The 20105-nt window shown below is 68.9% G+C and carries 20 protein-coding genes; 13 read left to right on the forward strand and 7 right to left on the reverse strand.

Translation table 11 applies throughout. The features are described from left to right. Window positions 1–99: 99 nt before the first annotated feature. Both AC5WS7_RS02095 and AC5WS7_RS02100 read right to left on the reverse strand, forming a co-directional pair. On the reverse strand, window positions 100–900 hold the full coding sequence (locus AC5WS7_RS02095) for an SDR family NAD(P)-dependent oxidoreductase (protein WP_495952611.1): 801 nt from the start codon (window positions 898–900) through the stop codon (window positions 100–102). Further along, window positions 897–1661 (reverse strand): SDR family NAD(P)-dependent oxidoreductase, encoded by a 765-nt coding sequence (locus AC5WS7_RS02100; protein ID WP_495952612.1) that lies wholly within the window; start codon window positions 1659–1661, stop codon window positions 897–899. Before AC5WS7_RS02100 ends, AC5WS7_RS02095 begins: the two co-directional genes overlap by 4 nt. Before the next feature lie 53 nt (window positions 1662–1714). On the opposite strand from AC5WS7_RS02100, the gene AC5WS7_RS02105 reads away from it, so the two are divergent. The 7 genes from AC5WS7_RS02105 (at window position 1715) to AC5WS7_RS02135 (ending at window position 8294) form a co-directional block, all read left to right on the forward strand. Then, the gene (locus AC5WS7_RS02105) at window positions 1715–3169 is read left to right on the forward strand and encodes a class I adenylate-forming enzyme family protein (protein WP_495952613.1); all 1455 of its coding nucleotides are present in this window, start codon (window positions 1715–1717) and stop codon (window positions 3167–3169) included. Beyond that, window positions 3162–4307 carry a thiolase family protein gene (locus AC5WS7_RS02110; protein ID WP_495952614.1) on the forward strand — a complete coding sequence of 382 codons (1146 nt, stop codon included), beginning with the start codon at window positions 3162–3164 and terminating at the stop codon, window positions 4305–4307. Before AC5WS7_RS02105 ends, AC5WS7_RS02110 begins: the two co-directional genes overlap by 8 nt. Window positions 4308–4324: 17 nt before the next feature. Then, window positions 4325–5239: a methylmalonyl Co-A mutase-associated GTPase MeaB gene (meaB, locus tag AC5WS7_RS02115; RefSeq protein WP_495952615.1), complete on the forward strand. Its 915-nt coding sequence runs from the start codon at window positions 4325–4327 to the stop codon at window positions 5237–5239. 85 nt (window positions 5240–5324) lie between these two features. Next, complete coding sequence (locus AC5WS7_RS02120; protein WP_495952616.1) at window positions 5325–5741, forward strand: Zn-ribbon domain-containing OB-fold protein; 417 nt, start codon at window positions 5325–5327, stop codon at window positions 5739–5741. An 11-nt stretch (window positions 5742–5752) separates the two neighbouring features. Beyond that, on the forward strand, window positions 5753–6895 hold the full coding sequence (locus tag AC5WS7_RS02125; protein ID WP_495952617.1) for a thiolase family protein: 1143 nt from the start codon (window positions 5753–5755) through the stop codon (window positions 6893–6895). A gap of 334 nt (window positions 6896–7229) precedes the next feature. Then, window positions 7230–7886 (forward strand): NsdA family TPR-like regulatory protein, encoded by a 657-nt coding sequence (locus tag AC5WS7_RS02130; RefSeq protein ID WP_495953711.1) that lies wholly within the window; start codon window positions 7230–7232, stop codon window positions 7884–7886. Between the two features lie 12 nt (window positions 7887–7898). Then, window positions 7899–8294 (forward strand): hypothetical protein, encoded by a 396-nt coding sequence (locus AC5WS7_RS02135; RefSeq protein WP_495952618.1) that lies wholly within the window; start codon window positions 7899–7901, stop codon window positions 8292–8294. A 190-nt stretch (window positions 8295–8484) separates the two neighbouring features. Here the strand turns inward: AC5WS7_RS02135 and AC5WS7_RS02140 are convergent, their stop codons facing one another. Further along, entirely contained in the window at window positions 8485–9111 is a 627-nt protein-coding gene (locus tag AC5WS7_RS02140; RefSeq protein ID WP_495952619.1) for a TetR/AcrR family transcriptional regulator C-terminal domain-containing protein, read from the reverse strand. Window positions 9112–9182: 71 nt separating this feature from the next. Here AC5WS7_RS02140 and AC5WS7_RS02145 point away from each other — a divergent pair, with 71 nt between their 5' ends. Both AC5WS7_RS02145 and AC5WS7_RS02150 read left to right on the forward strand, forming a co-directional pair. Continuing rightward, the gene (locus AC5WS7_RS02145; RefSeq protein ID WP_495952620.1) at window positions 9183–9746 is read left to right on the forward strand and encodes a peroxiredoxin-like family protein; all 564 of its coding nucleotides are present in this window, start codon (window positions 9183–9185) and stop codon (window positions 9744–9746) included. Continuing rightward, window positions 9743–10141, forward strand: a complete 399-nt coding sequence (locus AC5WS7_RS02150) for a nuclear transport factor 2 family protein (protein WP_495952621.1) — start codon at window positions 9743–9745, stop codon at window positions 10139–10141. Before AC5WS7_RS02145 ends, AC5WS7_RS02150 begins: the two co-directional genes overlap by 4 nt. 277 nt (window positions 10142–10418) lie before the next feature. Here the strand turns inward: AC5WS7_RS02150 and AC5WS7_RS02155 are convergent, their stop codons facing one another. Then, on the reverse strand, window positions 10419–11201 hold the full coding sequence (locus tag AC5WS7_RS02155) for a tyrosine-protein phosphatase (protein ID WP_495952622.1): 783 nt from the start codon (window positions 11199–11201) through the stop codon (window positions 10419–10421). A gap of 138 nt (window positions 11202–11339) precedes the next feature. Here AC5WS7_RS02155 and AC5WS7_RS02160 point away from each other — a divergent pair, with 138 nt between their 5' ends. Further along, window positions 11340–12932: an acyl-CoA synthetase gene (locus AC5WS7_RS02160; protein ID WP_495952623.1), complete on the forward strand. Its 1593-nt coding sequence runs from the start codon at window positions 11340–11342 to the stop codon at window positions 12930–12932. 309 nt (window positions 12933–13241) lie between these two features. On the opposite strand, the gene AC5WS7_RS02165 is transcribed toward AC5WS7_RS02160, so the two are convergent. Next, window positions 13242–13979: an SDR family oxidoreductase gene (locus tag AC5WS7_RS02165; RefSeq protein WP_495952624.1), complete on the reverse strand. Its 738-nt coding sequence runs from the start codon at window positions 13977–13979 to the stop codon at window positions 13242–13244. Between the two features lie 148 nt (window positions 13980–14127). On the opposite strand from AC5WS7_RS02165, the gene AC5WS7_RS02170 reads away from it, so the two are divergent. After that, window positions 14128–14409, forward strand: a complete 282-nt coding sequence (locus tag AC5WS7_RS02170; protein ID WP_495952625.1) for a hypothetical protein — start codon at window positions 14128–14130, stop codon at window positions 14407–14409. A 62-nt stretch (window positions 14410–14471) separates the two neighbouring features. Further along, window positions 14472–16667 (forward strand): molybdopterin oxidoreductase family protein, encoded by a 2196-nt coding sequence (locus AC5WS7_RS02175; protein WP_495952626.1) that lies wholly within the window; start codon window positions 14472–14474, stop codon window positions 16665–16667. 10 nt (window positions 16668–16677) lie between these two features. Here AC5WS7_RS02175 and AC5WS7_RS02180 read toward each other — a convergent pair whose 3' ends face one another. Continuing rightward, window positions 16678–17457: an FAD-dependent oxidoreductase gene (locus AC5WS7_RS02180; RefSeq protein WP_495952627.1), complete on the reverse strand. Its 780-nt coding sequence runs from the start codon at window positions 17455–17457 to the stop codon at window positions 16678–16680. Window positions 17458–17717: 260 nt separating this feature from the next. Here AC5WS7_RS02180 and proS point away from each other — a divergent pair, with 260 nt between their 5' ends. After that, window positions 17718–19157 (forward strand): proline--tRNA ligase, encoded by a 1440-nt coding sequence (gene proS / locus AC5WS7_RS02185; protein ID WP_495952628.1) that lies wholly within the window; start codon window positions 17718–17720, stop codon window positions 19155–19157. Between the two features lie 25 nt (window positions 19158–19182). On the opposite strand, the gene AC5WS7_RS02190 is transcribed toward proS, so the two are convergent. Further along, window positions 19183–20088 carry a LysR family transcriptional regulator gene (locus tag AC5WS7_RS02190; protein ID WP_495952629.1) on the reverse strand — a complete coding sequence of 302 codons (906 nt, stop codon included), beginning with the start codon at window positions 20086–20088 and terminating at the stop codon, window positions 19183–19185. Window positions 20089–20105 lie beyond the last annotated feature (17 nt).

Below are 20105 nucleotides of genomic sequence, written 5' to 3' on the forward strand. Positions count from 1 at the left end.
CACGCCTGGGAATCTGGTGTGGTGGACAGTTCGGCTCTACAGCGAGGGATCCCGCGGCGGCCGCCGATCCGGAGGTGTGGCGGCCGGCCGCCGCGCCGATCAGCTTTGCGGGACAAGCGATTCCGAACGCTGCACGGTTCCGGTGATGCCGGAGGAATCCTGTCCCGCCAGCAGAACGGCCGCGCGAGCGATCGTCTCCGGAGGTTCGATCATGTTCTCCGGGATCTCCCGGCCACCGCCCGCGGCCTGCCATCCCTCGGTCAGCACGACCCGCGACGGACTCAGACAGTTCACCGCGATGTTGTCGCCTCGGAGATCCGATGCCAGGCCCAGGTAGAGGCGTTCGGCCGCGGCCTTGGACACCCAGTAGGCGTTCGCGCCGCGATCGATCATGTCCACACCGGTGGTGGTGATCGCGACCAGCGATCCGCCCCCGCGCGCCCGCAGATGCGGGATGACGGCCTTGGTCACCAGGAACACCCCGGTCACATTGACATCCAGGCACCGCTGCCAGCGCTGTAACGGCGTCGTCTCGATCGGCCCCATCCACAGCACACCGGCGTTGGCGATCAGGACGTCGATCCCGCCGAACGCGGAAACCGTTGCGCTGACGGCCTTTTCGACCGACTCCTCGCTGGACACGTCACACGGCACCGGCAGTGCCCGCCCGCCCGCGGCCTCGATCCGTGCCGCGACCGCGCCGATCGTGCCGGGCAGGCGGCCCTCGGTCTCCGAGCGCGCGGCGACGGCCACGCACGCTCCGGCCGCCGCGAGGCCCTCGGCGATGGCCGCGCCGATTCCCCGGCTCGCGCCCGCGACGAAAGCCACCTTGCCCGCGAGCGGCCCGCCCGGGCCCCGGCCGTCGCCGGGGCCTCGGGTGCCGGATCGGATGACGCTCACTTCGGCGGGAAGCGCAGCGCGCCGTCGAGCCGGATGGTTTCCCCGTTGAGGTAGTCGTTCTCGATGATCGACTGCGCGAGCTGGGCGTACTCGGTGGAGCGGCCCATCCGCTTGGGGAAGGGCACCTGCGGGCCCCAGTACTGTTCGAGCTGGTCGGCGGCCTTGCCGTAGGCGGGCGTGTTGACCGTGCCCGGGGCGATGGTCACCACGCGGATGCCCAGCGGCGACAGATCGCGGGCGGCGACCAGGGTCATGCCCAGCACGCCACCCTTGGCCGCGGAGTACGGCAACTGCCCGATCTGGCCCTCGTAGCCGGCGATCGATGCGGTGTTCACGATCACGCCGCGTCCGCCCTCCTCGAGCGGTTCGGTCCGGGCGATCGCCGCCGCGGTCAGCCGCAGGACGTTGAAGACCGCGGTGAGATAGAACTCGATGGTGGTGCGGAATCCCTCCAGCGCCAGCGGCGAGCCGTCCTTGCCGACCAGTCGTCCGCCGCTGGCCGGCCCGCCGTGGGTGTCGACCGAAATGCGAAGCGGCCCCAGCGATTCGGCCTCCGCGATGGCCGCGAGCACCGAATCCTCGTCGGTGGCGTCGGTGTGCACGTAACGGATGCCGAGCTCGGTGGCCAGCTCCTTGCCCTTGTCGTCGGCGACGTCGGCGACAACGACTTTCGCTCCGGCCGCGTGTAACCGCCGCACGGTCGCCTCGCCCAGGCCACCGGTGCCGCCGACCACGATCGCCGAGCTTCCACTGATCTGCATGTCGTTACCCTCTCTTGAAATCACTACTCTCTGACTGCGAGAATAATGTTCTCATGAACATCAGCATGATCCTAGACATGGCCGTTTCGGCGGAGACGGAAGCCACGGAACCGGGGCCCCGGCCGGTGATCACGGTCGGGGACCGCTCGATGAGCGCGCGAGAGTTGCGTTCCTACGCCCGGCGGCTCGCGGATCGGGTACGGGACCGCCCCGCGGTGCTCTACCTGGGCTCGAGCCATCTGGCCTATCCGGTAGCGCTGTTCGGCGCGGCCCTGGCCGGGGTGCCGTTCGTCCCGCTCAACTACCGCCTCGGCGAACAGCAGCTCTCGGCGCTGCTGGACAAACATCCCGGTGCGCTGGTCCTGCGCCAGGAGGATCTGGACGCACTGGTCGAGGGTGAACTGCCGGCGCGGGAGTCCGAGGCCGACGCGCCCTGGGACGAGAACGCCGTGGCCGCGATCATCTACACCAGCGGCACCACCTCCGAGCCCAAGGCCGCGCTGCTGCGGCATCGGCACCTGATGGCGTATCTGTTCAACACCATGGAGTTCGGCGGCTCCGAGCCCGGGCACGCCTCGCTGGTGTCGGTGCCGCCCTATCACATCGCGGGCCTGACGAACCTGCTGTCGAATCTGTATTCCGGCCGCCGGGTGGTCTACCTGCCCGCCTTCGACGCCGAGCGCTGGCTGGCCACGGTGCGCGAGGAGAAGATCACTCACGCGATGCTGGTGCCCACCATGCTCGCCCGCATCGTCGCGGCCGTCGACGGGGACGACGCGGCCACTCCCGGACTGGCCAGCCTGGCCTACGGTGGTTCGCGCACCCCGCGTCCGGTACTCGAACGTGCCCTGAAGGTGTTTCCCGACACCGGATTCGTCAATGCCTACGGGCTCACCGAGACCGCCTCCTCGGTGGCGGTGCTCGGTCCCGAGGACCACCGCGAGGCGTTCGCCTCGCAGGATCCGGCCGTGCGGGACCGGCTCGGCTCGGTCGGGCGCGCGCTTCCCGGTATCGAGGTCGAGATCCGCAGTGAGACGGGCGATCCCGTTCCGGCGGGCGAGTCGGGTCTGGTGTTCGTGCGAGGTGAGCAGATCTCCGGGGAGTACGGCGGCCGCAGCGCACTCGACGCCGAGGGCTGGTTCCCGACCCGCGATCTGGGCCGCCTGGACGCCGAGGGCTACCTGTTCATCGAGGGCCGCGCCGATGACACCATCATCCGCGGCGGGGAGAACATCGCACCCGCCGAGATCGAGGACGTCCTGCTGGATCATCCGGACATCCGCGAGGCCGCGGTGATCGGCGTGCCGGACCCGGAGTGGGGGCAGCGCCTGGTGGCCGTGCTGGTCGGCGCGGGCGACCCCGAGGAGATCAAGGGATGGGTGCGCTCGCGGCTGCGCTCGTCCAAGACCCCGGACACCATCGTGTTCCGGGCCGAGCTGCCCAAGACAGAAACCGGAAAACTGGTGCGCCGCACCTTGGTCGCCGAATTGGAGAACACTCATGCCTGAAGCCGTCATCGTGTCCGCGCTGCGCGCCCCGATCGGGACCGCCCGCAAAGGCACCCTGCGCGACACCAACGCGTTCGACCTCGCCAATCATGTGGTGTCCGCCGTCGCCGGGGAGATCGATGCGGACCGCGTCGAGGACGTGATCCTCGGCGAGGGCCGCTACGGCGGCGGCGTCCTCGCGCGGCACGCGGCGATCACCGCCGGGTTGACCCCGGCCTCGGGCATGGCGCTGAACCGGCACTGCGCGGCCGGGATGTCGGCGGTGCAGACCGCCGCGGCGGGGATCCGGGCCGGAATGAACGACCTGGTCATCGCCGGTGGGGTCAATTCCGAGTCGACCGCGCCGCGGGCCCGGTGGAAGGCCGGCGAGGACGAGTGGATCGATCCGTGGGTCTCGCCCTCGCATCCCGAACGTCCCGACGCGCCGACGCTGGACATGTCCATCACCGTCGGCTGGAACACCGCGGTCAAGGCGGGACTCACCCGCGCGGATATGGACGAATGGGCGCTGCGCTCGCATCGCAACGCGATCGCGGCGATCGATCAGGGCCGGTTCAAGGAGGAGATCGTCCCGATCGAGACCCCGCACGGGCTGTTCGAGGTGGACGAGCATCCGCGCCGGGACACCAGCCTGGAGAAGCTGTCCGGATTGAAGGTGCTGCACCCGGAGATCGAGGGATTCAGCATCACCGCGGGTAACGCCTCGGGTTCCAACGACGGTGCCGCGGCCTTGGCGGTGGCCAGCGACAGCCTCGGATTGCCCGCACTGGGCGTCATCCGGTCCTGGGCGTCGGTCGGGGTCGATCCGGCGGTGACCGGCCTGGCTCCGATCGAGGCGATCACCAAAGCCGTTGCCAAGGCGGGTATTTCGCTGTCGGCGGTGAAGCTGTTCGAGATCAACGAGGCGTTCGCCTCGGTCCCGGTGGCGGCGATCCGCGCACTGGATCTGGATCCGGACGCGGTGAACTTCAGCGGCAGCGGCTGCTCGCTCGGACATCCGGTGGCGGCCTCGGGCGCCCGGATGATCGTCACGCTGGTGCACGAATTGCGCCGTCGCGGTGGTGGATTCGGTATCGCGGCGATGTGCGCGGGCGGCGGCATGGGTTCGGCGACGGTGATCGAGGTACCCGCGCCGTGAGGCGGCGGCGGTAGCGTATGCAGACGGTTGCCGAACTCATCGATGCGGCCCGCACGGGATCGTTGCGGGCCGCGGGGCGGCTGCTGAGCCTGGTCGAAAGTGACCGGCGGGCAGAGGTTCTCGCGCAGCTGGGACAGTGCGCGCCGGTGCGGGTGGTCGGCGTGACCGGGCCGCCCGGCGCGGGCAAATCGACCACGATCGCGGCGCTGGTCGCGACCTACCGCGAACGCGGCCTGCGGGTAGCGGTGCTGGCGGTGGACCCCTCCTCGCCGTACAGCGGCGGCGCGCTGCTGGGGGACCGGATCCGGATGGCGCAGCACATCGACGATCCGGGTGTGCTGATCCGCTCGGTAGCCACTCGCGGGCATCTGGGCGGGCTGGCCGCGGCGGTTCCCGCGGCGATCACGCTGCTGGGTGCGCTGGGATACGAGCTGATCCTGCTGGAGACGGTCGGTGTCGGGCAGTCCGAGATCGAGATCGCCGCGGTCGCCGATCCCACCTTGGTGATCCTGAATCCCGGTGCGGGAGACGCGGTTCAGGCGGCAAAGGCGGGTCTGCTGGAGGTCGCGGACATTCTCGTGGTGAACAAGGCCGATCGGGACGGCGCGAAACAGACCGTGCGCGATCTGCGTCAAGAGGTCTCGGTGCCGATTCTGACCGCGGTCGCCGCGCGGAACACCGGAATCGCCGAGTTGGCCGAGGCGATCGACGCGCACCATCGCGCGGATACCGGGATGCGTCGCGGTGCTCGCGCGCGGGCGCAGATCCTGTCGCTGGCGCAGAGCCGGTTGCGCGGCGATCCCGCACTGGACCGGCTCGCGGCCGAGGTCGCCGCCGGAACCTGTGATGTCTACGCCGCGGCGGATCGCCTGCTTTCTCCTCGTGACCGTCCGGATGTTCACAGCAACGGAAATGACGTATACATTAAATGAGAATCAGATTTCCATTCGCGTCGGCGGGCTACTGATCCGCAGGCCCGCACGACGACGCGGATGAACGACAGACGGAGGACGGCACATGGCCAAGGCGCTCGCGCCCGAAGCATCCACGTGGCCCGCGGACAATGCACAGCTCGTCGGCACCCGGTGCGGTGCGTGCAGTGCGGTGACGTGGCCGCGGCAGTCCCGCTGCCCGCGCTGCAGCGGCCCGGACATGTCCGAAGTGCTGCTGCCCACCCGCGGCACGCTGATCGCTTGGACGACACAGGGTTTCGTTCCCAAACTGCCCTACGCGGGCAAGGAGACCGCCGAGACCTTCGAGCCGTTCGGCATCGGCCTGGTCCAGCTGGGCGATCAGGTGCGCGTGGAGACCCGGCTGACCACCGCCGATCCGGACGCATTGAAACCCGGTATGGAGCTCGAGCTGACCTTCGTGCCGCTCTACGTCGACGACAGCGGCGAAGAGGTCGTGACCATCGCATTCCAGCCGGCCTGAAGGAGCCTGACATGAACGACGTTGCCATCATCGGCGTCGGCCTGCACCCGTTCGGCCGGTTCGCCAAAACAGCCATCGAGATGGGGGCCGAGGCGATCCAGCTCGCGCTCACCGACGCGGGCGCCGAATGGAAGGACATCCAGTTCGGCTTCGGCGGAAGTTACGAGGTCAGCAATCCCGACGCGGTCACCCGGCTGGTCGGGCTGACCGGCATTCCGTTCACCAATGTGTTCAATGCCTGTGCCACAGCGGCCAGTTCGATCGAGCAGACCGCCGAGGCGATTCGCTCGGGACGCTACGACATCGGCATCGCGGTCGGCATGGACAAACACCCGCGCGGTGCGTTCACCGACGATCCGGCCAAGCTCGGGCTGCCCGCCTGGTACGCGGAGAACGGGCAGTTCGTCACCACGAAGTTCTTCGGCATCAAGGCCAATCGCTACCTCCAGGATCACGGCATCTCCCAGCGCACCCTGGCCAAAATCGCCGCGAAGAACTTCCGCAACGGCGCGCTGAATCCGAACGCCTTCCGGCGCAAGCCGATTCCGGAGGACGAGATTCTCGAGTCGACGATGCTGAACTATCCGCTCACGCAGTACATGTTCTGCTCGCCCGACGAGGGCGCGGCCGCGGTGATCATGTGCCGCGGCGATCTGGCGCGCAAGTACACCTCGAACCCGATCTACCTGCGCTCCACCGCCATTCGCACGCGACGTTACGGTGCGTACGAGGTGCACAGCACCTGGGCGGCCATCGACGAGGACGTCTCGCCCACGGTGTACGCCTCCCGGGCGGCCTTCGAGGCGGCCGGAATCGGCCCCGAGGACGTCGATGTCATCCAGTTGCAGGACACCGACGCCGGTGCGGAGCTGATCCACATGGCGGAGAACGGGTTCTGCGCCGACGGCGAGCAGGAGAAGCTGCTCGCCGAGGGCGCCACCGAGATCGGCGGCCGCCTCCCGGTGAACACCGACGGCGGCCTCATCGCCAACGGCGAGCCGATCGGCGCGTCGGGCATCCGCCAGGTCTACGAACTGGTCCAGCAGTTGCGCGGCACCGCCGGGGACCGCCAGGTCCCCGGTAACCCCCGTGTCGGCTACGCCCAGGTGTACGGCGCGCCCGGCACGGCCGCCGCGACGGTCCTGAGCCTGTAGTAATCTCCGCGAACCGGCCGGGTGGAGGCGGACGCCGACTCCACCCGGCTATTCGCGTTCCTCGAACTCGCTGCGCTGTACCATGTTTTGACGATGCGACTGCCCGATGTGTTCCGGTGGTGGCCAATTCTGTTGCATCGCAACCGTTTGCGAGTCTGTCGCGCTTCGGTGCCGGCCTCATGCTCGCACCCCGGCTGTCGTGAGAAGATCCGTGTCATCGTGCGCGCACGCTAGCGAGCACGGGTGCACGTTCAAGCCGTGAGCAGCGGCCTATCCGTCGGCGGGTACGAGGGTGGAAATCCGGACGATGAACGGGTAGGTGCCCGGTGTGTCGATGGTTGCCTCCACCAGGCCGAGGTCTGGGTCGCTGGACAACTACGGCACCGGCCCCGAGCGCGCCGAACTGGACTGGCAGCGCGCCACCGACGCCCTCGAGCTGATCCGGATCGCTCAGGACCGGTTCGCGCCCCGATCGACTCCGACAGTGCGAGCCATGCTCTATACGCGGGAGGCGTGGGCGTACAGCAAGCTCGGGCGGCCGTCCGCGTTCCGCCGGGCGTGCGGCAAAGCGTTCGATGAATTCGGCAACTCCGATCCAGCGTCGGATCCGTACTGGATCAACTACTTCGACTCCGCCGAGCTGGCCGGCACCATTGGCGGGCGGTTGCTGGATATCGCGCGCCGGGACTCCACGTTCGCCGATGGGGCGGCCGGCTCGATCGCTCGCGCTATCGGCGCGCGGCGGCCGGAACGGTTGCGCAGCTCGGCTCTCGATCAGCTGGGGATCGTAGAGGCCCGCATGATCGGCGGTGAGTACGAGGAGGCGTGTCGGCTCGGTTTCGACGCGTTGGATACGGTCGGCAAGACCAGTTCCGACCGGGTGCGCAAGAAACTTCAGAAGGTGTACGACCGGACCGGGCAGCTGGCGCAGGTCGGACAGGTCGCGGAACTACGCGACCGCATCCGGCCCATGGTTGGTGCAACGACGTAGAGGAGTCGAGCCGTGCGAATCGGCGTGACCGGGCACATGAACCTCACCGCGGACACCGTGCCGCTGGTGTACGGAGAGATCGTCCGCCAGATCACCGCGACCGGCGACGCCGCCGAGGTGACCGGCGTGAGTTGCATTGCGCGGGGCGCTGATTCGGTGTTCGCCAAGGCTGTGCTCGATATCGGCGGCCGGTTGGAGGTTGTGCTGCCTTCGCGGAACTACCGCGAACGGAAGGTGAAGCCGGACCACGCACCACTGTTCGATGAGCTGCTGCAGCGTGCCGAGCGCGTCCGGGTGATGGACTTCGATGACGCCGGTGTCGACGCGTATGAGGCCGCGAACGAGGTCGTGGTCGGATCGTGTGACCGCCTGTTCGCCGTCTGGGACGGGCGAGGCCGGGGAGCGTAGCGGCACAGGCAGTGTGGTCGCGTTGGCGCGTGAACGCGATGTGCCGGTGACGATCGTGTGGCCGGAGGGTTCAGCGCGCGGCTGAACCCTCCTCGCGGGGCGCAAGCGCGGGCGACGGGCACCACTGCATGACCGGCAACCGGTCCTTAGGTGCCTGGTGTCCGGCCTCGGTGGACTGGTAACGGCGCGTTCAGCGCTGCTCGAGGCGTGCTGCCAGACCTTGTAGGACTATCGCTGTGCCGCCGCGGAATTCGTCCGCGGGGGACATGGTCCGGGCCTGGGCGGCGGTCTCGGCGAGGAGGGGGAATTGCTCGGCGGACGCCCGGGCCAGGGTCTCGGTGCCGGGGCCGATGAGCGAGGCGTAGTGCTCGTTCTGGAGATAACCGAGCAGGAAGCCGACGATCGTGCGCTGGGCGATGACGCGTTCGGGGCCGGTGAATCCGGCATCGGTGAGCACGGTGAGCATGGCCTCGATCCAGCGCAGGCTCGCGGGTGTGGACTGTCGGTGCCGCAGTGTCAGGGGGATCGCGGCGGGATGTGCCGATGCGGCCGCGCGCAGGCGGTCGAGCAGAAGTGTGGCGCGCTCACGCCAGTCCGTGCCCGGGGGTAGTGATACGTCGACCGGATCGAGAATTCGGTTGGCGACCAGGATTTCCAGCTCGTCGCGGTCCGTGACGTAGCGGTACAGCGCCATCGTCGCCATCCGCAGCTCCTTGGCCGCCGCTCGCATGGTCAGGGCGGACAGGCCATCGCGATCGATCACCGCCAGGGCGGCGGCGGCGAGGTCGTCGGTCGTCAGTGAGCGGGGGCGGGGCACGGATTGACAGCGTACGGGATACGCGCATACTGGACGTAAGCGTATGTTGTACGCTTACGAAGGGAGTTTCCATGTCGCTGTCGTCATCGGTGCCCGCTCGCACACTGACAACCATCGCCGGAACCGAGGTCCGCGTCCCGGATCCCGGCCGTCTGGTCCATCTGCAATTCCGCAGGTTCGCCGGATGTCCGGTGTGCAGCCTGCACCTGCGCTCGATCGTGCTGCGCCGCGACGAGATCGCCGCCGCAGGCATTCACGAGGTGGTGGTATTCCATTCCGGCGCAGCGGAATTGCGCGCGCAGACCGCCGCGGTGCCGCTGGACCTGATCGCGGATCCCACCCGTGCGCTGTACCGGGAGTTCGGTGTGGAGTCCGGTGCGCGGGCCCTGCTCGACCCGCGCGGCTGGCCCGCGATCGCGCGTGGTGTCGGTCGCGAGTTGCGGGCGATCCGCCGGCACGAGAAGCCGCCGCCACCGTCGCGTCCGGAAGGCGGCCGTCTCGGCCTGCCCGCCGATTTCCTCATCGCCCCCGACGGTACGGTGCTCGCGGCCAAGCGCGGGGTCCACATCGATGACCAGTGGTCGGTGGACGAGCTGCTCGCGCATGCCGCCCGCACAGCAGGGGTGCCGCGATGACATCCTGCGATGGGGCGGTCGGCATACACGACGACGGCGATCTGACCGAGTTCCTGACCCGCTACCCCGAAGAGATGGCCTTCGGTGATCAGGATCCGGGCCGCGTTCTCGATCGCTGGTTCGCGCCGGGCTTCGTCTTCCGCAACGACGGCGTGGCGCTGGACCGGCAACGCCTGATCGACCACGCCCGCCCGGCGCGTCGCAATGCCCGGGCGATTCATGTCGAGGTGCACTCGAAGATGTTGTCGGGCAATGGAATCGCCGCCCACTACACCCTGACCGCGACGATGCGGACCGCGCACGTCATCGCCACCGAGATCTACCTGGTCGGCAGGCTCGCGCAGGACGCGCGCATCACCGATATCGACCAGTGCACCCGCATTCTGGCCACATGAGCTGTGCCGCCGAGTGTGGTTCCGTGGCTCTGTCGTGCCACCGGATTGCCTGTGCCGCAAGGGGATTGCGGTCCATGGGGCGGCGGCTCGCAGGTCGCCGCGGGCCCGGTCGGTCGTAGGCGCCGGGGCGGTATCGTTCACGCCGGGTCGCACCCGTAGCAGCTGACCGAGGCGGAGTCCTTCGCGGCGCCCGCGCCTCCGGCGGGACCGAGCGTGGGAGCACCGGCGTCATGACGGTTCGCGCTGCCCGGACACGGACCGTTCGAGGGCCGATGCCCTACTCGAGCAGGGCCCCGCGCAGCCGCTCGAGTTCGGCGGGGCCGAAATCCATTCCGTCGGTGAGGAATCGCTCGAAGGTGCCGTAGCTCGACTCGACGGCGGCGAAGGCTTCGCCGATGTAGGACGGGTCCTGGTAGAGCAGCTCGCGCATGGCGGCGGGGTCCTGGACCTCGCCGGATTCGGCGGCGCGGATGAGCCAGGCCTGGTAGGTGGGCCAGACGTAGTCGTTGGTGGCCAGATAGTCGGCCAGGACCTCGTCGTGCGGGACGCCGAGGGCGGTCAGGACGAGCGCGGCCATCCAGCCGGTGCGGTCCTTGCCCGCGGTGCAGTGGAACAGCAGCGGGTCGCGTGCGGGATCGGCGATCAGGCGCAGGGCGCGGCCGAAGATCGCGCGGTACTCCGGTTCGGTGACGAACTGCCGGTTGATCGAGCGCATCACCTCCGCGGCCCGCCCGCCGCCGAGATCCGGTTTACCACTGGAGAATTCGTCGACGACCGGGCCCAGGGTGGCACTGATGTTCCCGCCGGCGATCGGCAGTTCGACGCGCTCGACGCCGGGCGGCAGGCGATCGGGCCCGTGACTCGTGATCTCCCGCTGACTGCGGAAATCGATCACGGTGCGCAGGCCGAACCCGGCCAGGACGTCCACGTCGCCGTCGGTGAGTTTGTGCAGCGCGTCGGCGCGGAACAGACGTCCCGCGGCCAGCCTGCGGCCCTCGGCGGTGACGAATCCGCCGAGATCCCGGACGTTGACCGCGCCCTGCAGTTCGATCAGGCTCATACCCTCACGCTAGCCCGGCAGTCCTGTGCGCGCCGACCGGTATCCGCTCAGCGGGCGGTCGCGCGAAAACCGGGACGAACCGTGCGTGCGGGGACATGATCGAGGGCGAACCATACCCCCGACCCGCAGGACGAGCCGATGACCGACACCGAGTCCGATAACGCACAGGTGCGCCGGGCCCGAGCACACGCGCTCGGCGACATTCCCCGGCGAACCGCACGCCGACTCCCGGACAAACTCGCGCTCATCGACGGCGAGGTGCGTCTGACCTTCGCCGAACTGGACGACCGTATCGATCGCACGGCCGCGGCCCTGCTCGCCGCGGGCCTGGACCGCGGTGAGCGGCTGGCGATCCTGGCGCACAACTGCTGGCAGTATCCGGTACTGGTGTTCGCGGCCGCGCGATTGGGTGTCGCGGTGGTGCCGATCAACTTCATGCTGGGCGCGGGGGAGATCGCCTATATTCTCCGGCACAGCCGGGCCGCCGCGCTCGTCGCCGAGGACGTTCTCCTCGCACCGGCCGAACAGGCGATGGGCGAAGCGGGGACCGAGGTCCGGGTCCGGGCGGTGATCGGCGAGCCCCGCGAGGGGTGGACCGCCATCGCCGACTGGACTGGTCACGAGCGCGCCGAGCTGCCGGATCGGGTGATCGAGGACGACGAGGTGCTGCGGTTGATGTACACCAGCGGCACCGAATCCCGGCCCAAGGGCGCGATGCTGTCCAGCCGCAGCCTGATGTGGCAGTACGTGAGCATCCTCTCCGACGGCGGCATGGACGGCCACGACATCGAACTGCACGCGCTGCCGCTGTACCACTGCGCGCAACTGGACTGCTTCCTCGTCCCGGACATCTACCTGGGCTCGACCAGCATCATCGCCGCCCGGCCCGACCCGGACGAACTGCTGGCCACCATCGAGCGCGAGGGCGTCACGAAACTCTTCGCCCCGCCGACGGTCTGGATCGCCCTGCTGCGCTCACCGCATTTCGACACCACCGATCTGAGCGCCCTGCGCAAGGGGTACTACGGAGCGTCGGCCATGCCCCGGGAGGTCCTGCTCGAGTTGCGGCAGCGCCTGCCCGGCGTGCGGCTGTGGAATTTCTACGGCCAGACGGAGATGGCGCCGATGGCCACCGTGCTGCAACCGGAAGATCAACTGGCACATGCCGGTTCGGCCGGACGCGCCTCGCTCAACACCGAGACCGCGGTGGTCGACGATCAGGACCGTCCGGTGCCGCCGGGAACCATCGGCGAGATCGTGCATCGCAGCCCGCACGCCATGTCGGGATATCTGAACGATCCCGAACGCACCGCGGCGGCGTTCACCGGCGGCTGGTTCCACTCCGGCGATCTGGGCTACCTGGACGAGGACGGCTATCTGTACGTGGTCGACCGCAAGAAGGACATGATCAAGACCGGCGGCGAGAACGTCGCCAGCCGCGAGGTCGAGGAGACGCTCTACAGCCACCCCGATATCGCCGAGGTCGCGGTGTTCGGCGTCCCGCACCCCAAGTGGATCGAGGCCGTCGTCGCGGCGGTCGTGCCTCGCACGGGCGCCGTCCTGGACACCGAGGACGTGATCGCGCACTGCCGGAAACATCTGGCGGGCTACAAGACACCCAAATATGTGGTGGTCGTCGAGGAGCTGCCCAAGAACCCGAGCGGGAAACTCCTCAAACGCCAACTGCGCGAAGTATTCTCGGAGATCGCCGCCGAGGATGTGAGCGCCTGAGCGAACCGGACTCGGCTGCCGGGCAGTCGGGGTATCGGCGGCGTACGCCGAGCGATCTGATCCTGCCCGGCTGCGGGGATGCGGGTCCTCTGGGCGGGGCCATCTCGTAACTCGTTGTCTACGAGCAAGTTGGAGTGTGTTGATGTCGCGTCAACTGGGCCGGAGCCATACTCGGGCCGCGATCCGGACGCCGCCGGGCCGCGCAGGTGCGATCCGGCGCCGCATTCGCCGACCGGTATGGGGCCGGTCGGGCGCGCGCGGAATCATCAGCGGTACAGGCACTTTCGAACCAGCTGGGTGGGGGAGCGGTCAGGAGGCCGAACGAGGACCGGTGGCGGCGATCACCCCGTCGACGGCATCGGCGGCCGGGGTGGGGCCGTCGGTGAGTTCGACGATGACGCGGGAAAGCTCGGGCCGGTGCAGGGCCGCGTCGATGAACGCGGCCACGCCGTCGCGGTGCACGTCGCCGTACTCGATCGCCAGACCGGCTGTGACACAGCCGTTCCCGGGCTCGTCACGCAGCGTGCCCGGCCGCACGATGAGCCAGTCCAGATCGGTGTGGGTCAGGTACACATCCGCGGTCTTCTTCACCCGCATGTAGTGCTCGAAGCCCTCGCTGATCTGCCTGCCGCGCCCGGCGTCGGGGAAGACCGAGACCAGCACGAAGCGCGACACCCCGGCGAGGCGGGCGGCCTGCGCCGCTTTCTCCAGCCCGGCGCCGTCGATCGCGCTGGTCTGGTCCTGCCCGGTGCCGTGCGCGCCCGCGGAGAACACCACCGCGTCGTGCCCGCGGAACTTCTCGGCGAGTTCCTCGACGCTGTCGGCGATCAGATCACCCGCGAGCGGTGCCGCACCGGTTTCGGCGATCGCGGCGGCCTGTTCGGGGCGGCGGTGCATACCGGTCACCTCGTCACCGCGCGCGTGCAGCAGCGCGGCCAGCGGTCGCCCGACGCCGCCGGCGGCGCCGATCTGGAACACCTTCATCGATGTGCCCTCCTTGTCCGGATGATGCGCGAGTGCGGACGGTTCGCACATCAGGCTAGTCACCGCTCAGCGTATTGCGGTTCGTACGGCACATCGCCGAGCGAGAGCGGACGGCGACGCTCTTCCAGTGTCGGCCGTACTGGATCAGTCCCGAACCGGATCGGCAGGTCCGATACCAACGTCGGTTCGGGCGCACATGCCGGAGAATCAGATGAACCACATCGTGCATGCGGCGGAACAGCTTTCACGTATCCGGTATCTCGAGGTGCGTGCCGAATCGCCGGACCGTTTCGACGAGCGGGCGCAGGAGCGCCTGGCCGCCACAATGTGGAGTACCGGCGGCTGCCACAGCCGGTACGTGGCCGAGACCGCGACCGGCCCGGTCGATACCGGCAACTGGCGTGGCTCGATGCGCGGATACCGGCAGCGGACCCGGCGACTGGATCCGGACGATCACCACACGACCCCCGCCGACGCCGAACCGCCCGAATGACCGTATACGGCGGACCGGAAGGCCGGTAGGCTCGGGGCGTGTCCGGCTCGAGAGGAATAGACATGAACACTCGCACCGTCGCACGGCAGTGCAGTCTCTGTGAGGCGCACTGCGGGATTCTGGTCACCGTCGAGGGCGATCGCGTCGCCCGGATCGAGGGCAATCCGGACGACGTACTCTCCCGCGGGTACATCTGCCCGAAAGCGACCGCCATGGGCGGGCTGCACCACGATCCGGACCGCCTGCGCACGCCGGTGCGGCGGGTCGGCGATCGCTTCGAGCCGATCGGCTGGGACGAGGCCTTCGAGGAGATCGGCCGGCGGCTGCGCGCGATCCGCCGCGAACACGGCGCGAGCGCGATCGGGATGTATCTGGGAAACCCTGCGGCACACAGCACTTCGGGGCTGTACGGAATTCTGCTGCGGGTCGCGCTGATGACGCGCAACTTCTATTCCGCGTCGTCGATCGATCAGTTCCCGCAGGAGTTCGCGGCCTGGCAGATGTTCGGCTCCAATGTGCTCATGCCGGTCGCCGACATCGACCGCACCGACCGGCTGGTCATCCTGGGCGCGAATCCGGCGGTGTCCAACGGATCGGTCACCACGATGCCCAATGCCCGCGGGCGCATCAAGGATGTGCGGCAGCGCGGCGGCAAGGTCGTGGTGATCGATCCGCGGCGCACCGAGACCGCGCGCCTGGCCGACGAGCACGTGGCGGTCGTTCCGGGCGGGGATGTGTACCTGCTGCTGGGCATGTTGCACGTGCTGATCGAGGAAAAGCTGTGCGACACCGACGCGGTGCGCGCCCGGTGCACCGGCTGGGACGAACTCGGCGCCCTTGCGGCACAGTGTGATCCGGAATCGGCGGCATCGCGCGCGGGCGTCGACGCGGACGTGATCCGCCGCCTGGCCCGCGAGCACGCCGCCGCGCCGTCGGCGCTGATCTACGCGCGAATCGGGGTGTGCCAGCAGGTGACCGGCACCCTCACGCACTGGCTGGTGAACGCCATCAACGCGGTCACCGGGAATCTGGACCGCCCCGGCGGCCAGATGTTCGCGACCCCGCCCGCCGATGCGGCGCCCTACGCGAAGTACCTGCGGGTGAAACACGGTGCGTGGACCGATCGTTCGGGCCGGTACAAGTCGTTCCGCACCGAACTGCCGGTGGCGGCGCTGGCCGAGGAGATCCTCACCGAGGGCGACGGGCAGATCCGGGCGATGATCACCTACGCCGGGAACCCGGTGCTGTCCACACCGCAGCGCGGAAAGCTCGGCGCGGCACTGGATTCGCTGGAATTCTACGTGGCCGTCGACATGTACGTCACCGAGACCACCCGGCACGCGGACATCATCCTGCCGCCGGTCTCGCCGCTCGAGCGCGCGGATGTGAACCTGCTGTTCCCGGTGTTCAGTGTGCGCAACAACCTGCGCTACGACGCCGCCGTCTTCGAACCGCCGGCCGAGGGGCTGGAGGACTGGGAGATCATGACGCGGCTGATCACCGAGGTGCTGCCGCTGCCCGCGCGCCGGTTCACCGCATCGGCCCTGGACCGAATGTTCGCCCGGCTCAGCCCGATTCGCCTGGCCGGGGCCGCTGTCGCCGCAGGCCCCTACGGCGTGCTGCGGCGTGGACGCAAGGGACTCACGATCGCCAAATTGCGCGCCATGCCCGGCGGTGCGGACCTCGGGCCGCTGCGTCCGCGGCTGGACAAGATCATCGCCACGCGGGACCGGCGGGTGCACCTCGCCCCGCCCGAATTCGTGGCAGTGGCGTGTGCTCAGCTCGAACGCGATCGCGAGGACGGTGCGGACGGCTTCGATCTGCGCCTGATCGGTCGACGTCACCTGCGCAGCAACAACTCCTGGCTGCACAACGTCCCGGCGATGGTGAAGGGGCGCGACCGCTGCACCGCGCTGATGCATCCCACGGACGCCGGTGAGCGCGGCCTGAACAACGGCGAGCAGGTCGCCGTGACCTCGCGCACCGGGTCGATCGTCGTGACGCTCGAGGTCAGCGATGAGATCCGCCGGGGGACAGTCGCGGTGCCGCACGGTTGGGGCCACCGCGAACCCGGCGTCGGCTGGCAGCTGGCGGCGTCGCTCCCCGGTGCGAATGTGAATCTGCTGCACGATCCGGCGCTGGTCGATCCGATCTCGGGTACCGCGGCCGTGAACAACACCTGGGTCAGCATCACGAGCGTGGCCGCGCAGGACGATGCACACAGCGCGGATGCGGCGGTCCCGACGCCGATTGCCTGAACGCGGGACTCTATTCCGTCAGTGCGGCAACTGCTTTCGCCGCGCTCTGGGCCGCGCTCTCCATCGTCGCGGACCAGTCGGTGCGGGTCCAGTCCCCCGCGAGGACCAGATTCGGGACCGACGTGCGCTGGCCGGGACGCAGGCCGTCGGTCCCGACGGTCTGGGAGAAGGTCGCCCTGGGCATCTTGACCACCTGCGCGTGCACGACGCGGGCCGCGGCGGCGGCCGGATAGTGCTCGCGCAACAGTGCCATCTGCTCGGTGACGATCTCGTCGTTGCTCTTGTGGATCTGCTCGTAGGCGCCGCTGGTGGTCAGGCAGTACAGCCAGGCGCCGTCGGGCACGCGCCGGTGCATTCGCTGCCGGTCGAAGACCTCGTCGATGACGCCCGTCCCGCCGATGATCGCCTCCATCGCGGCCCTGGTGCCCAGCGGGCGGTCCAGATAGAGATTGGTGCTGACGATCGGCGTGTAACCCAATTTGTCTGCCGCGGAGTACAATTCGGCACTTTCGGGCAGCTGGTCGAGCAGGCCCCGGATGCGCGAGTTGGGTACCGCGACCACGACACCGTCGGCCGGAACCGCGGCGCCGTCGGCAAGGCGCACGCCGGTAGCCCTGCCGTCCTCGACGACGACCCGGTCGACCACCGCCCGGTACCGCACCTCGACCCCGTACCGCTCGAACACCCGCAGGGCTCCGGTGATGAACAGCGTGTCCAGATCGACCACCGGATAGCCGATGCCGACCGCGCGGCGCTGCCGAATCCCTTGGCGGATACCGGTTGCCAGCACATCGGCGAACACCTTCGCCGACTCCCGGTCCGCCCGCTCGGCCGCGATCCCGAGGGCAAGCCAATCCCACAGTGCCTCGCATGAGTCGAAGATAGATTCGCCTTCTCATTGCAGCAAGAGTGGATGCCGGCGATGACCAACCACGCCGGTGCGGACTCGTGCCACGCACGGACGGGCAACGAGATTGTCGCGCGGACTCGTCGTATCCGCGGACATGCTGATGGCCGAGATCGTGATCGGGGCCGGTAGCCTGGGCGACCATGGCACGGGATGAACGTGGTGTGACCGCACAGAGTGAGGACTTCGCCGCCTGGTACAACGAGGTGGTCTTCAAGGCAGGTCTCGTGGATCGAGGCCCGGCGAAGGGCACCATGGTCATCCGACCGTATGGCTACCGGCTGTGGGAGCAACTACAGGGCGAGCTGGACCGGCGGATCAAGGACACCGGTCACGAGAATGCCTATTTCCCCCTGCTGATTCCGCAGAGTTACCTCAGTCGCGAGGCCGAGCACGTCGAGGGGTTCTCCCCGGAGCTGGCGATCGTCACGCACGCGGGCGGTAAGGAACTGGAAGAACCGCTGGTGGTGCGGCCGACCTCGGAGACCATCATCGGCGAGATGATGGCCAAGTGGATCGGGTCGCACCGGGATCTGCCGCTGCTGCTGAATCAGTGGTCGAATGTGGTCCGCTGGGAGATGCGGCCGCGAATGTTCCTGCGCACCACCGAATTCCTGTGGCAGGAGGGCCACACCGCACATCTGGGTCGCGCGGACGCGCTGCGCGAGACCATGCTCGCGCTGGACATCTACCACGAGGTCGCCCGGGACCTGGCCGCGATGCCGGTGGTGCCCGGGGAGAAGACGCCGGGCGAGCGGTTCGCCGGCGCGGTCGCGACCTACACCATCGAGGGGATGATGCGCGACGGCCGCGCCCTGCAGGCGGGGACCTCGCATTACATGGGCACGAATTTCGCCACGGCCTTCGGGATCCGCTACACCGGTGAGCAGGGGCGAGAAGAGTTGTGCCACACCACGTCCTGGGGGATGAGCACCCGCATGGTCGGCGGCATCGTGATGACCCACGGCGATGACAAGGGCCTGGTGTTCCCGCCCCGCCTCGCGCCGCATCAGGTGGTGATCGTGCCGATCATCCGGGGCGAGGACAGCGAGGTGAGCCAGGCTGCCGAACGCCTGGCCGGTGCGCTGCGCGAGGCGGGTGTGCGCGTCCACGTCGACGCTCGCCCACAGCTCACCCCGGGGTTCAAGTACAACGAGTGGGAGATGCGCGGTGTGCCGATCCGCCTCGAACTCGGCCCGCGCGATCTGGCGAACGGCACCGCGATGATGGTGAAACGTCTTGGCGGAGAAGGTAAGCAGGCCATTGCGCTGGAATCTCTGCCCCGGGAGATGTCCGCGATCCTGACGGAATTCCAGTCCTACCTGCTGGCCCGCGCCACCGCGTTCCGCGACGAGCACACCCGCCTCGTCGACGACTGGGCCGATTTCACCGATGCGGTGTCGACCGGCTGGGCCGTGGCGCTGCACTGCGGCACGCGCGACTGCGAAGAGCGGATCAAATCCGCCACCGCCGCCACCCCGCGCTGCATACCCGCCGACGGCGAACCCGCCACCGGGAACTGTGTGCGGTGCGGTGCCCCATCGGCATACGGGAAACGGGTCATCTTCGGCCGGGCCTACTGATCGGCCTCCGGCCCCGCAGCGGCATTCAGGTATGGCCGGGTACTTCCGCACCGATCGAGGCGGCTGCGGATGCGGCGATGAGGTCGCGCAGCCAGCGGTGGGCCGGGTCGGTGTCGACCCGCGCGTGCCAGGACATCACCGCGCGGATCGGCGGTAGCGGGAAGGGGAGCGGGTGGACCGTCAGGCCGGGACGCGCGGCGCGGCGGGCGAACGAGGCGGGGGCGACCGTGGCCAGGCCGCCCGCGGCCACAGCGCGTAACGCGACGTCGATCGTGGGCACCGAAAGTATTACGCGCCTGGTCAATTCGTGAGTTTCGAGGATGTCGTCGATCGGGTCGCGCAATCGTCCGCGGCGCGACACCACGACATGATCGAGCGCCGCGAATTCCGCGAGGGTCGCGGGTGCGGTCGCGTCGGTGCGGACCAGGGCGAGGTGGTCGGTGGCGACGACCCGGGCGCGCAGATCGGGTTCGCCGGGTTCGTCGGCGGTGAGACGCACGTCGATTCGCCCCGTCCGCAGCTCGTCCGAGTCGGCGCCGGATTCACCCAGGATCCGCAGCCGGACGCCGGGCGCGTTCCGGCGGATGCGGTCGAGCAGGTCCGCTGCCATCGCATTGGCCAGAACGTCGTTGCACTGCACGGTGAAGTCGCGTCGAACGGTGGCGGCATCGAAATCCGTTGGCGGAGTGAGGATCGCATGCGCCTGCTCGACCAGGGCGTGCAACTCGTCGCGGATCTGCTCGGCATAGAGCGTGGGCAGCATGGACCGGCCCGAGCGGACCAGGATCGGATCGCCGGTCACGCGGCGCAGCCGGGCGAGTGTGCGGCTCATCGCCGGTTGGGACAGATGCATGCGATCCGCCGCCGCGCCGACGCTGCGCTCGGCCAGCAGGACGTCCAGGGCGGTGAGCAGATTCAGATCCACATGCATGGGACGCATGCTAAAGA

The sequence above is a fragment of the Nocardia sp. PLKS1-43 genome, assembly GCF_059510335.1.